We start from the raw sequence: 13,182 nt of genomic DNA, 5'->3' as shown, positions 1-13,182 counted from the left end.
CTTTTATTATAACTAAATTTTATAATTTCTGTAATAAAATCACTGTTTGGGCTTGAATTATTGTTGGAAAGTTTTTTTCGGTTGTTGTAAATTTCAAATTAATTTGCTTTGCCGAAAGTTCTAATAATTCCCCTAATGTTGCTTTTATCTTATCGCGAAAAGGACTTAATTTTGGCTCATCAATAATCACTGTTGTATCAATGTTGACAATTTGATAACCCTCTTTTTTTAATAACGTTAACGCATGAGTAATAATTTTAGTTGATGAAAATTTTTCGGTTGTTGGTTTAAATCATTGCCCTAAATCACCATATCCCAAGGCTCCAATAATCGCTTCTCCAATTGTATGTAGTAAAACATCCCCATCCGAAATTGCTTCAACAGTAAAATTGGTAGGAATAAAAATCCCTCCCAAATAAAAACCTGTTCCTGGCAGTAAGTTATGAAGATCATAACTATGACCTATTCTCATCTATTATCCTCCTAAACATTAAATTTGAAGAAGCAAACATCACCATCTTGCATAATGTATGTTTTTCCTTCACTGCGTAAGCGGCCATTTTCTTTGACAGCTTTTTCACTACCATACCTGATTAAATCATCATATGAATAGACATCTGCTTTAATAAATCCTTTTTGGAAATCAGTATGGATAACCCCCGCACATTCAGGAGCTGTTGAACCTTTTTTAAAAGTTCAAGCGCGTAATTCTTGTTTCCCGGCGGTAAAAAAAGTTTCTAGCCCTAATAAATAGTATGATTTACGAATTAATTGACTTAATCCTGATTCAATAATCCCATATTCAGCCATAAAAATTGCTTTTTCATCAGGGCTTAATGAAGATAATTCTTCCTCAATTTTCGCACAAATTGTCACAACTTCAATTTGGTGTTTTGCGGCATACGCTTTCACTTTTTGAACATGTTCATTATCACCAACTTTTAAATCATCCTCGCTAATATTGGCAGCATAAATAAATGGCTTAATTGTTAACAAGTTAAAATTCTTAATAACTTGGTATTCTTCCTCAGTTAAAACTAAATCTTTTAATAATAAATTTTGATTTAATTGTTCTTCTAACTTTAATAAAATATTGTATTCAATCACGTCATCTTTTTGTTTCAACGTTTGCGCACGTTTTGCTACTTTATCTAACCTTTTTTTAATTTGTTCTTGGTCAGAAATCATTAATTCTAAATTAATAATTTCAATATCACGAATGGGATCAATTGTTCCTTCAACATGAGTGATATCTTTACTATCAAAACAACGAATAACCATACAAATTGCATCAGTTTCGCGAATATTTTGTAAAAAGGCGTTTCCTAATCCTTCCCCTTTACTGGCACCAGCAATTAATCCGGCAATATCATAGAACTCAAAAGTAGTATGAATCGTTTTATTTGGTTCAAAAATTTTTGCCATCGCATCAAGACGTTCGTCTGGTACTTCCACTGTTCCAACATTTGGATTAATTGTTGCAAACGGATAATTAGCCGCTTCAACTTGTGAGTTTGTAATTGCATTAAATAATGTTGATTTACCAACATTTGGTAAACCAACTATTCCCATTTTTAAAGACATTTCTTTTCCTACCCTACTATTTTTTAGTCATCTGTTAAACCTAAAATTTCTAAAATACGGTTTAAATCTTTGACTCCAACATAATTAATAATAATTTTTTTCTCTTCCACTGTCACTTTTGTTCCTAGTTTGCGCATGATTTTATTTTCCAAAAACTCATTAATTGAACGTTTTTGAACTTTTTTGGCAGTACTTGTTTCCCCCCCACCTTGTTGTTCTTTTACTAAATCTTCAACTTGACGAGCACTAAGATTATCGCTAACAATTTTTTCAACCAAACTTTTTAACTCATTATCACTTAACTTTAAACTAATTAATGGTTTTACTTGTCCCATTGTTAATTTTCCATTTAAAACATAGTCTTGTACTTCTTTTGGCAAACTTAATAAGCGAATTGTATTGGCAATATGACTACGTGATTTCCCAATTCTTTCACTTAATGCATCTTGGGTTAATTTTAATAAATCAAGTAATTCTTTAAATGCAATTGCTTCTTCAATCGCATTTAAATCAACACGCTGAATGTTTTCAATCAACGCTACTTCTTTCATTTGCTGATCATTAAAATCAACAATAATTGCTGGTAATTTTGTTAAATTAGCTAGTCGCGCTGCTCGTACCCGACGTTCTCCTGCTACTAAATAATAACCATTCGTTGTTTTTTTAACAATAATTGGTTGAATTAAACCATGTTCAATAATTGATTTTGATAATTCTTTTAACTCTTCATCGTTAAAAACTTTTCGGGGCTGATGGGGATTTGGTAATACTTGCGCTAAGATAATTTCTGTTGCACTGCTTTTTAACTCTTCATTATTTTCGATTTCGTTAATAACATCAGTAATTCCTTCGCCAAAAATTTTGTCTAATCCTTTTGCACTTAATCTACTTTTATTATTTGCCATTATTTGCTAACACCTCTTTCACTAATTCTTCATAGGCCACAGCTCCGGCTCCACCTTTGTCATATTCAAAAATACTTAACCCATGTGATGGTGACTCACTAATTTTAATATTACGGGGAATATGTGTTTTATAGACTTTTTCATTAAAGTATTTTTTAACTTCGCTCATTACCTCAAATGATAATTTTGTTCTTGAGTCAAACATTGTTAAGACAATTCCTTCAATTGTTAAATCTTTATTAAACATTTTTTGAACAAAACGAATTGAGCTCAATAATTGTGCCAATCCTTCTAAAGCATAATACTCAGCTTGAATTGGAATTAATACTGAATCTGCACATGCTAAAGCATTACGATTGATTAATCCTAAAGATGGGGGACAATCAATTAAAATAAAATCATAATTATCTCGTACTGGTTTAATTCGTTCTAATAAAATATTTTGATTTTCTTCCGAGTGTTCCATTAAATAAACATCAGCCCCCGCTAATGAAATTGTCGCAGGAGCTAAATCAACGCTTTCAATAACTTCTGGAATAATAATACTCTTTAACGTTGCTTGACCAATCAAAACATCATACATGCTTTCTTGGATTTCATCTTTATTTGCTCCAATTCCTGTTGTTGCATTTCCCTGTGGGTCAATATCAATTAAAAGAATTTTTTTACCATGACGAGCTAATCCCGCTGCCAAGTTAATTGAAGTGGTTGTTTTCCCAACCCCTCCTTTTTGGTTTGTAATTGCAATAATTTTTCCCATAAATTCCTTCCTTTTTCTTCGTTATTTAACAATTGTTTCATAATATTATTATATAACAGTTTAGCCAATTGGGCTTTTTTTTATTTGATTAAAATGACGGGGGTATTTTCACGGCGTTTTTTTCATTTTTGTAAAATAACAAAAATAGCGTTCCCCAATTTCAGTGACCAGTTCATGGTCTGTTTTTGTTAAAACAAAATTTAATTCCCCGAAAGTCTTTTGCGCGCCATTAATTTCTTCGTGTACTTTTGGCCCTTTATAACAAATGACTGTTCCTGTTACTTTTACTAACTGAGAAACTAGTTCTAATAAGACACTCAAATTAGCGACCGCCCTGGTCAAAACAAGATCAAATTGTTCGGGATGCAAACGACTATATTGTTCAACACGATCATGAATAATTTCAACATTAGTTAAGCTCAGGGTTTGAACTAAATTGCGTAAAAAACGACACCTTTTTTCAAGAGCTTCAATAATTGTTAATCTTATCTGTGGAACAAAAATTTTTAAAACAATACCTGGAAAACCAGCCCCACTTCCAACATCGCAAACTAACATACCATCTGTAAAATGATATTTTTTTAGTAATAATAAAGAATCTAAAAAATGTTTATAGTAAACTTCTTCTTCATTAGTTATGGTTGTTAGATTCATTAAGGCATTTTGTTCAATTAAATATTGATAATATTTTTGAAGTTGCTCGGCTTGCTGGGTTGTTATTGTTAACTCTGGCAAGTGTTTTTTAATTATTTCAATCATTTAATCACCACTTTCCAACTGCTTTCTTATTATATCAAGATATTTTTGATATTATTATAAGTAATTAGGAAAATAATAAAAGCGAGGAAATAAAAATGAAAAAAGCTCTAATTGTTGTTGATTATCAACATGATTTTGTTAATCCAACTGGTTCATTGTATGTTCGTCATGCCGAACAACTTTTACCAAAAATCAAAGCCTTAATTGATCAATACCAGCAGGAAAATAATCTTGTTATTGCAACAAAAGATTTTCATCCCGAAAATCACTGTTCTTTTACAATCTGACCCCCTCATTGTCGTCAAAATACTCCTGGGGCCGAACTATATCATCTTTCCGAAACAAGTTTTACTAAAATAATCATGAAAGGAACCCGTCAAAATTCAGATAGTTATAGTGCTTTTTTTGATGATGATCAAACAAGTAATGGCTTAGATGAATTTTTAAAAGCGAATAATATTACAATGATTTCAATTATTGGGGTTGCCTTAGATGTTTGCGTATCAGCAACTTTAAAAGACGCCATTAAATTAAATTACCAAGGGGAAGTGTTATTAGATTATTGTGTTGGTTTGGAAAATAAAATTACTTTTTAAAAAACAAAAAAAACAGTTCAAAGGAACTGTTTTTTAAAACTCATCAAGATTTTCATCTTGTCATTTTTCAATATTTTTAACACGTTGAATAAATTCCCCATTTGGTAATCGCCCGATTCGCCCATTTTTACCACTTTCTCATTTTACTTGATAATAAATGATGCCTTGGGCATGTAATAATTTTAATATTTCAATTCAATTATAAATTTTACCATTATAAACTCAACGCTTTTCACTGTGAGCAGCGACTAAATCACGATTGTAAAAACTATGGGGATGTGATCACATTTTAATTTGGCGACGAGTATTTTCTTTTTTAGTAACAATTTCAAGATTAGCGACTCGATTATCGCGGGGATTACCATTGATATGATCAATTGTCATATTTGGTGGAACAGGACCAATAAATAATTCAACCATAATTTTATGTAAAAACTTTGTTTTAATTTTACCCTCATCTTTACGTCGTAAAACATAATAATTACTATTTTTTGGTCGTTTTAATTCTTTAACTTCTTTTGTTATTTTATTCCTAACTTGTCCTAAACTACTAAACTCATAATAGGGAAACTCGGGATGGGTTTTTCAAACTTCTTCGTGTTCTTTTTTATTACTCACTTTATTTTATCCTTTCGATACAGCCTTGTTATCTTTAATATAAAACCGATATGGTTTTGATTTATAATTCGTCGCATAGTCAACATTAATTCGCTGTGTTCTAATAATATTTGCCAATGGAACAGCAAGATTATCAATTAAATAAATCTCCTCACTAGTTCTTAAATCAACACGATCAAGGCCACGATCAATTGCTAAATATCGAGAAAACTTTCCCGGTCCATTAGCTAATTGAGGATTTGGAACAAAGTTAGGATCTCGTTCATCAATTATAATTTCCCCAGCCCGAATTAAAACGGCGCTGGGAATATCATTTTGATCTGTAATCACATTAAAACAATTATGACAACCATAAATTAAAAAAACATGAGCAAAGCCCCCCGATCAAAATAATGGTTCATTGCGGACTGTTCGACGATTGTTAAATCCGTGGTTAGCATCATCCTCGGCCCCATCATATGCTTCAACTTCGACAATTTTTGCAACAATTCGTTTATTATTAATAACACGAACTAGATACTTTCCTAATAATTGTTCAGCAACAGTACAAGCATTGGGAGTAAAAAATGTTGGAGCTGTAATGCGGTTTTTAAAATTAATCATTGGTCCAAGAAAAAAAGAAAGTTAAAATGCTTTTAACCTAATTTTTCGCACTGATCAAATTCAACTTCTGTTGGAGTTAAACGACCAAACATTTCAAGAGTAACTGTTGCAATCCCTTTTGAATTATCTAATTTTGTAACTTGTCCTTCCATATTGATAAATGGTCCTGACAAAATTTTAACATAGTCATTTAAATTAAAATTTGCGACAAAAACTTTTTTTACTTTTTTTGCTGCTTTTTTATCTTCCGCTTTGGCTGCTAATGATTTTGTTAGCATTGAGCGTGCTTCATGATCTGTTAATGGAAATGGTTTTGTCCCCCGTCCTGATGAACCAATAAATCCTGTAACACCGGTTGTATTACGGACAATATATCAAGCTTCATCATTCATAATCATATTAATAAAAATATACCCCGGATATAAGTTTTTTTCCGTTGGTTTTTTCCCTTTTTTGGCTGGGACAACTTCTTTTACCACTCTAATATCGAAGACAACATCTTTCATATTTAATGATTCAACTCTTTGAATTAAGTCATCTTTTACCCGGTCTTCATGGCCTGAATAACAATTAATAACATATCATTTTCCAGGATATTTCATCAAGTCATCAGCTGTTTCTAACTGGCTATTATTTGATTCTTGTTGTTCTTCTAAAATTGTTTTTTCTTCCAACATTGGTTTTACTCCTTTTATTATTTCTTTCTTTTTAGATAATTTTTGCTACATGTAATAAATTAAATAGAACTTGGTCTAAGGCTAGATAAAAGATTGCAAAAACAGCAATAAAAGCAATTGTAATTAGAAACTTGCGTCCTAAACTACCTTTACTTGCTCAACGAATTCGGCTAACTTCTTTTGCCATCTTAACTGGAAATTCACGGAAAGCTAATTTTCAATTAACTTTTTCAGCTTTTTTCTTTTTCTCAGTTTTTCGGTTAAAAAAACTCTTTTTCCCTGACCCATCTGGCGCGGCTAAATCTGCTGGTCCTTTTTTTCCGACATGAATCGATGCTTTGGCAGCTTGCTGACGTTGAAAAACTTGCGCTGCTTTGGCATTTTTTCGAGCAACTTTTTCAGCTTTTTTCGCTTCTTTTGATAATTTTGTTTTTGGCTTTCTTGCTTTATTGTCATCAACAATGACTTCAATAATTTCTTCTTCTATAATAACTTCTTGTTCAAAATCTTTGTTATTATCAATTTTTACCATTGCCGTTACCTCGTTTCCTTATGTTTCGTATGTTTACCACAGGTTTTACAAAATTTACTAATTTCTAATCTTTCTTTTTGAGTTGTTTTATTTTTAAATGTCGAATAGTTACGTTGTAAACAATCAGGACATACTAAAATAATTTTTTCGCGCATAATATCACCATAATTAATTATAGTATATTAATTATAATAATGGTAGTCAAAGATTAACAATTTTTTGAAATTTGTTTTACTTTCCGGATAATTCGTTGCATTGCATTATCAACTTGGCGATAATTAAGTTCTAGTATTTGACTAATTTTAGTAATGGAATAGTCAGCTAACCATAAATTAAAAATTTCGGTTTCTAAAACAGATAATCTTGCTTTAATTGCCATAATAAGACGTTCTTTTTCTTCTTGGTCAAGTAAATCTTGAACAAAATTATCAGGACTGGCAACATCAAATCCTTCTTGGGCCTGATAGTTGGCACAGTAATTAAGAACTTTATGTTTAGCACTTAATAATTTACGAATATGCTTATGGATATCTCAAACATAACGTTGAAAAATATAATCTTTTAATTTCTTTTTTACCCGCATATTGTAATTACGAGCACTTTCTAAAATTGATCAGTATTTTAAACTTTCTAAATCATCTAATTCCAATGGAATTAAAAAATACTTATAAAACGTTTGGCGTTTTACAATTTCTAATTCTTTTTGGTATTTTTGATACAAAGTAAAAATGGCTTTTTCATTCTGCTCTTCTTGATATAAATAAACTAATTCATATTCATTAATAGCTATCTCACTGCCTTTCTAATCTGCTATAATTCTTGCTGAAGCATTTTAATCTGGTAAATTAAAACTGCTGTTGCAACAGAAACATTTAAAGAATCTAAGTGACCAGTTGTTGGAACATAAACATTAAAATCAGCATGTTTTAGTAATTTTGGACTAACCCCTTTTCCTTCATTACCAACAATTAAACAAACCGGGGTATCATATTTTAAATCTCCCACTGGAACTGCTTTTGCCGATAACTCAGTCGCATAAATTCAAAAACCACATGTTTTTAAATACTCAATCGCATTTGTTAAATTATTAACTTCACTGATTGCAACATGAGCAAATCCCCCTGCTGAAGCTTTCACTGCACTCGGGGTTAGAGAAACTTGGCGTTTATTTAAAATAATAACCCCATCAACATTAAACATATCACAAGTTCGTAAAATTGCACCAAAGTTCTGGGGATCAACAATTTGATCTAAAACTAATAGAAATGGATGATCTTTTTTTAACGATTGTCCAACTAATTGTTCAATAGTAAGTGTCTTTGGCATTTTAATAGCTAACAAATAGTTTTGATGATTGCTGCTATTAGCCAATTTTGTTAATTGTTCTTTTGTACAATAGTTTATTTTCAAAAACCGTTTTTTTGCCAAGCTTAAAATTGTTTGGTTTTCATTACCATTTTGAACAACATATAATTCCGCAACAAAGATTTTATCATTTTGTAAACTTTCAACAACTGGATTGATTCCATAAATGTAAAGATATTCTTTCATACTTTTCCCTCTTTTATTCTGTTTTATTTACTAATAACATTTTTAACTCTTCCTAATTTTACACAATTAATTATTGTTTAAATGATATTTTACAACAATTTCTTTTATTCTTATAATTGCCCGTTCATAAATTGCTAAATTTTTTGTTTTTTTATCACTAAAATTACCATTAATTGTTGGTAATAATCCGATATTTGCTTTCATTGGTTTTAAAACTTTATGCTTTGGATTTGTTACATAATTTAATAACGCCCCTAAGACAGTTTCATTGGGGAATTGAATTAATGGCTGGTTTGTTAAATATTGATAAATATTTAATGCACAAGCTAATCCACAAGCCGCAGACTCTAAATAACCTTCAACACCAGTAATTTGCCCAGCAAAAAAGATATTACTATTAGCTTTATATTGTAAATAAGGATTTAGTAATTTTGGGGAATTAATATAATTATTTTTATGTAATACCCCATAACGATGAATCACAGCTTTTGATAAACCAGGAATATAGTTATTAATAATCCGTTTTTGTTCTGGCCAAGTTAAATTTGTTTGTCAACCGACTAAATTATACAATGAATCATGAACATCATCTTGGCGCAATTGCACAACAGCATATGGATCGGGGTGACCATCTTGGGCTAAGTGATTAGGGTTCATTGGGCCATTTAATAAAATCTTTGGGGAAGTTTTCGCCAGCACTTCAATTGGTTGGCATCCTTTAAAATATTTTTCAAAACTTGTTAACCCAACAGTCTCTGCTGTTACTAATTGTTGATGAAGTAATTCAAATTCTGTTTTGGTCATTGGACAAATCAAATAATCTTTTTCTTGATTATGGCGATTTTGATAATAAACTTTTGTAAAATCAATCCCAACTTTGTTAATAATTGGTGCTGAACCATCATAATAATAAAAATTTTTCTTCCCAATGATTGTTTCTAATTGTTGCTCTCAACTTGGTGAGGATAATGGCCCTGTTGCAATCACTGTAACTTCGCGCGGATTTATTGTTAAGAATTCTTCTTCATAAATAGTAATTAGCGGGTGGTTTTTTAAAAAGGTTGTAATATCGTTTGAAAAATTAACTCGATCAACTGCCAACGCATCATCAGCTGGTAATTGATTTTGTCTGGCCATTTTTAAAATAAAAGAATCTAATAATTCCAATTCATACTTTAAAATTCCCACAGCATTTTCTTTTGACTTACTACGAAAAGTATTCGAACAAACTAACTCAGCAAATGTAGCTAATTTTTGAACTGGATTTTGGCGAACTGTTTTTCCCTCGTATAAATTAACTTTGATTCCGCGCTTTGCTAATTGATATGCAATTTCACACCCCGCTAGCCCAGCACCAATTATATTAACCTCTTTTATTTTCATTTTAAAGAATATTCTTTTCTACTAATTGTGTTCGAATTTTATCAGCTTTAACAAAATCCTGCACAGCTTTGGCATGTTGTCATTCTTGTATTAATCCTTTAATTTCTGGGGTAATCACTGGTAAGGTAAAACTAAAATTTAACAGGTTAAAAATAATATTATAAAAATCACCAACAATTGTTAAATCAATTTTATTATTACGTAACTGTTGATTAATAATTTTTATCATATCATTAATAATTGATAAAACATTAGGAGTATTTAAATTATTATTTAATTGTTCTAAAGCTTTTCCAACAAATTCCCCTTTGATACTCAAATCACATTTTAAATCATTTGTTGCTAAGAAAAGATTAATGGTTTTTAAAATATTAAAAATTTTCGCAGTTTCTTTTTGTGCAAAAGCAATAACTGTTTGGGTTACATTTAGTGGTTGAGAAAAATTAGTAGAATAAAATAAATAACGTAAAGTTGCTGGGTCATATTTCGCAATAAAATCGCGGACTAAAATCGTATTGCCCAATGATTTACTCATTTTTTGCTCTTCTAAATTTAAATGGCCATTATGAAGTCAAATTTTAGTAATTTCACAATTATTTTTTGCTAAATATTGAATTCGTTCATTTTCATGGTGGGGAAAGACTAAATCAATTCCCCCTAAATGAAAGTCAATTGTCTGATGACTAAAAAACTTATCAATTAATAAAGCACACTCTGTATGTCAACCTGGGCGTCCTTGCCCTCATGGTGAATCAAATAAAATACCCACTATTGTTTTTTTTCAAAGCGTAAAATCATTAACATTACGTTTATTTGAATCAGCTTCAACTCGTTCTCCCGGGTTCAATTCGGCAATGGTCTTATTCCCTAATTTACCATATTCTAGTAAAAACTGGTCAATTGCAAAATAGACATTTCCATTACTTTCATATGCTGCTCCCCTTGCCATTAAATCAGCAATAAAAGCAATAATATCATCAATATAATTACTAATTGCTAGCATCTTATTTGGTTTACGAATATTTAATGCTGTAACGTCTTTTTCAAAGGCATCAATATAAAAAGCACTAATTTCTGCTTCTGTCTTGTTTTCAGCAAGCGCTTTGTTAATAATTTTGTCATCAATATCAGTATAATTTTGGATGTAATTAACTTCATACTGTTGAAATTCTAAAACGTTAACTAATAAATCAGCATTAATAAGTGCCCGTGCATTACCTAAATGAATATAATTATAAACTGTTGGACCACAAGCGTAAATATTAAATTTTGTTTGGTTAATTTCTTCATTTTTTCGCGTTAACGTATTATAAACTTTCATCTTAGTGCTCCTTAATTATTAAGTCCATACCCAATTTTTTTTAAATGAAATAATAACATTTGAATATCAGCCGGAGTAATCCCCGAAATTCGATTAGCTTGACCAATTGAAACTGGTTTAATTTTTTTAAATTTTTCCCTGGCTTCTAATGCTAAATTTTCAACTAAGTCATAGTTTAAATCCCCAGGAATCTTTTTATTTTCTAATTTGATTGCTTTAGCAACTAACTCTTTTTCTTTATTAATGTAACCTTCAAAACGAATATTGATTAATAAGTTTTGTTTTAAAAATGGTTTTAAATTTTTAAGCGCCTCAATTTCTGCTTCTAAATATTTTAAGTCAAGATCTGGACGTTTTAATAACTCATATGCCGTTACTTTTGTTGCCGTAATTTTAATTCCCTTTGCATTTAAATTTTTTACAAAATCAGAATTAATTGTATAAGTTGTTGCTTTTAAAATTTCAATAACCTCTTGCATTTCAGCTAAATTTTTCTGGTATTCTATTCATTGTGAATCAGAAAGTAAATTAAATTCTTTGGCATAATGTTTTAAACGTTCTTCGGCATTATCATTTCGTAACAATAAACGATGTTCAGCACGAGAAGTTAAAAGACGATACGGTTCATCTGTTCCTTTTGTTACTAAATCATCAATTAAAACACCAATGTAAGCTTCATCTCGACGTAAAATAAATGGTGGTCGTCCATCAATACTTAAACTAGCGTTAATTCCGGCCATTAAACCTTGACAAGCTGCTTCCTCATAACCACTTGTTCCATTAATTTGCCCAGCAGTATATAAGTTTTTAATTTTTTTAACCTCTAAAGTATGGTGCAGTTGTGTAGGAACAACAGCATCATATTCAATTGCATAAGCTCATTTTAAAACAACAACATTTTCAAAGCCAGGTAATGAACGGAGCATTTTATCTTGAACATCAATTGGCATTGAAGTTGAAAACCCCTGAACATAAATTGTATCTAACTGTTTTGATTCGGGTTCTAAGAAAATTTGGTGACGAGGTTTATCGGCAAAACGGGTAATTTTATCTTCAAAACTAGGGCAATAACGCGGTCCTGCCCCTTTAATGTTTCCAGAATACATTGCTGAAGCTGTTAAGTTTTCTGCCACAATTCGGTGTGTTAATGGGGTTGAATGAATTAACCAACACAATTCTTGTTCTGCTAACGGCTTAAATGTTTTTGTTGAATAAGAAAAAGCTAATTCCATCGGACTTCCTGGTTCTTCTGTTGCCTGGGAATAATCAATTGAAGTATTTAAAACTCGTGCTGGGGTTCCTGTTTTTAAACGGAATAAGTGAATCCCTAATGTTACTAATTGCCCTGACAAACCGGTTGTTGTTACTTCACCATCTGGACCTTCGGAAATCTTTTTTGATCCTTGTAATACTAATGATTGCATATAAGTTCCAGTTGTTAAAATTACTTTTTTTGCTTTAATGATAGTTCCATCAGCTAATTTAACACCACAACAAAAATTATTGTCTTCTATTACCAAAGCGCTAACAGTTCCTTCTTTTACTGTTAAACATGGTTGGCTTTCAACAACTTGTTGCATGTATTTTGAATATTCAATTTTATCAGATTGTGCTCGTAAAGCCCAAACAGCTGGGCCACGTGATGAATTTAATAGTTTTATTTGTAAAGCAGTTTGATCTGCTGCTTTGGCCATTTCGCCCCCAATTGCATCAATTTCGCGCACAGCAATTCCTTTTGCTGGTCCCCCAATTGAAGGATTACAAGGCATTAAAGCAATTTTATTTTTATTTAGCGTTATTAGTAAAGTTTCTTTCCCCATCCGAGCGGGCGCCAAAGCTGCTTCAACTCCCGCATGGCCAGCACCAATAACGATTACATCATATTCCATTTAA

16 protein-coding genes are annotated in these 13,182 nt (G+C 31.1%); 1 reads left to right on the top strand and 15 read right to left on the bottom strand.

Annotated features, from left to right (window positions below; all coding sequences use genetic code 4):
- Positions 1–19 precede the first annotated feature (19 nt).
- Genes ispF through rsmG form a run of 5 tightly spaced genes read right to left on the bottom strand, consistent with a single transcriptional unit; the run spans position 20 to position 4,008 of the window.
- Positions 20–472, bottom strand: a complete 453-nt coding sequence (gene ispF / locus SCHRY_RS00805; RefSeq protein ID WP_016338571.1) for a 2-C-methyl-D-erythritol 2,4-cyclodiphosphate synthase — start codon at positions 470–472, stop codon at positions 20–22.
- A gap of 11 nt (positions 473–483) precedes the next feature.
- Entirely contained in the window at positions 484–1,584 is a 1,101-nt protein-coding gene (ychF, locus tag SCHRY_RS00800; protein WP_016338570.1) for a redox-regulated ATPase YchF, read from the bottom strand.
- 23 nt (positions 1,585–1,607) lie between these two features.
- Entirely contained in the window at positions 1,608–2,489 is an 882-nt protein-coding gene (locus SCHRY_RS00795; RefSeq protein ID WP_016338569.1) for a ParB/RepB/Spo0J family partition protein, read from the bottom strand.
- The gene (locus SCHRY_RS00790; RefSeq protein ID WP_016338568.1) at positions 2,479–3,249 is read right to left on the bottom strand and encodes a ParA family protein; all 771 of its coding nucleotides are present in this window, start codon (positions 3,247–3,249) and stop codon (positions 2,479–2,481) included. The genes SCHRY_RS00795 and SCHRY_RS00790 overlap by 11 nt, the downstream gene beginning before the upstream one ends.
- Before the next feature lie 60 nt (positions 3,250–3,309).
- Positions 3,310–4,008, bottom strand: coding sequence for a 16S rRNA (guanine(527)-N(7))-methyltransferase RsmG (gene rsmG, locus SCHRY_RS00785; RefSeq protein ID WP_016338567.1), 699 nt, complete (start codon positions 4,006–4,008; stop codon positions 3,310–3,312).
- Between the two features lie 95 nt (positions 4,009–4,103).
- Here rsmG and SCHRY_RS00780 point away from each other — a divergent pair, with 95 nt between their 5' ends.
- Positions 4,104–4,604, top strand: a complete 501-nt coding sequence (locus tag SCHRY_RS00780) for an isochorismatase family protein (protein ID WP_016338566.1) — start codon at positions 4,104–4,106, stop codon at positions 4,602–4,604.
- A gap of 33 nt (positions 4,605–4,637) precedes the next feature.
- Here the strand turns inward: SCHRY_RS00780 and SCHRY_RS00775 are convergent, their stop codons facing one another.
- From SCHRY_RS00775 to mnmG, 10 genes are all read right to left on the bottom strand, one after another.
- Positions 4,638–5,222, bottom strand: coding sequence for an HNH endonuclease signature motif containing protein (locus SCHRY_RS00775; protein ID WP_016338565.1), 585 nt, complete (start codon positions 5,220–5,222; stop codon positions 4,638–4,640).
- Positions 5,223–5,228: 6 nt separating this feature from the next.
- Positions 5,229–5,825, bottom strand: a complete 597-nt coding sequence (locus SCHRY_RS00770) for a DNA-3-methyladenine glycosylase (protein WP_016338564.1) — start codon at positions 5,823–5,825, stop codon at positions 5,229–5,231.
- A 32-nt stretch (positions 5,826–5,857) separates the two neighbouring features.
- Positions 5,858–6,502 carry a transcription termination/antitermination protein NusG gene (nusG, locus tag SCHRY_RS00765; protein WP_016338563.1) on the bottom strand — a complete coding sequence of 215 codons (645 nt, stop codon included), beginning with the start codon at positions 6,500–6,502 and terminating at the stop codon, positions 5,858–5,860.
- A 31-nt stretch (positions 6,503–6,533) separates the two neighbouring features.
- Complete coding sequence (gene secE, locus SCHRY_RS00760; protein ID WP_016338562.1) at positions 6,534–7,034, bottom strand: preprotein translocase subunit SecE; 501 nt, start codon at positions 7,032–7,034, stop codon at positions 6,534–6,536.
- A 5-nt stretch (positions 7,035–7,039) separates the two neighbouring features.
- Positions 7,040–7,189: a 50S ribosomal protein L33 gene (rpmG, locus tag SCHRY_RS05310; RefSeq protein ID WP_083932347.1), complete on the bottom strand. Its 150-nt coding sequence runs from the start codon at positions 7,187–7,189 to the stop codon at positions 7,040–7,042.
- Between the two features lie 53 nt (positions 7,190–7,242).
- Positions 7,243–7,755, bottom strand: coding sequence for a hypothetical protein (locus SCHRY_RS00755; protein ID WP_016338561.1), 513 nt, complete (start codon positions 7,753–7,755; stop codon positions 7,243–7,245).
- A gap of 89 nt (positions 7,756–7,844) precedes the next feature.
- Complete coding sequence (gene rlmB / locus SCHRY_RS00750) at positions 7,845–8,585, bottom strand: 23S rRNA (guanosine(2251)-2'-O)-methyltransferase RlmB (protein WP_016338560.1); 741 nt, start codon at positions 8,583–8,585, stop codon at positions 7,845–7,847.
- A 66-nt stretch (positions 8,586–8,651) separates the two neighbouring features.
- A complete protein-coding gene (trmFO, locus tag SCHRY_RS00745) occupies positions 8,652–9,968 on the bottom strand; it encodes a methylenetetrahydrofolate--tRNA-(uracil(54)-C(5))-methyltransferase (FADH(2)-oxidizing) TrmFO (protein ID WP_016338559.1) in 1,317 nt (438 codons plus the stop codon).
- A 1-nt stretch (position 9,969) separates the two neighbouring features.
- Positions 9,970–11,289, bottom strand: coding sequence for a cysteine--tRNA ligase (cysS, locus tag SCHRY_RS00740; protein ID WP_016338558.1), 1,320 nt, complete (start codon positions 11,287–11,289; stop codon positions 9,970–9,972).
- Positions 11,290–11,300: 11 nt separating this feature from the next.
- Positions 11,301–13,178, bottom strand: coding sequence for a tRNA uridine-5-carboxymethylaminomethyl(34) synthesis enzyme MnmG (mnmG, locus tag SCHRY_RS00735; RefSeq protein ID WP_016338557.1), 1,878 nt, complete (start codon positions 13,176–13,178; stop codon positions 11,301–11,303).
- Positions 13,179–13,182 lie beyond the last annotated feature (4 nt).

The organism is Spiroplasma chrysopicola DF-1, assembly GCF_000400935.1.
GTDB lineage: Bacteria > Bacillota_I > Bacilli_A > Mycoplasmatales > Mycoplasmataceae > Spiroplasma > Spiroplasma chrysopicola.
The sequence above is the reverse complement of the archived record's forward strand: the minus strand, read 5'-3'. Positions and strand labels throughout refer to the sequence as shown.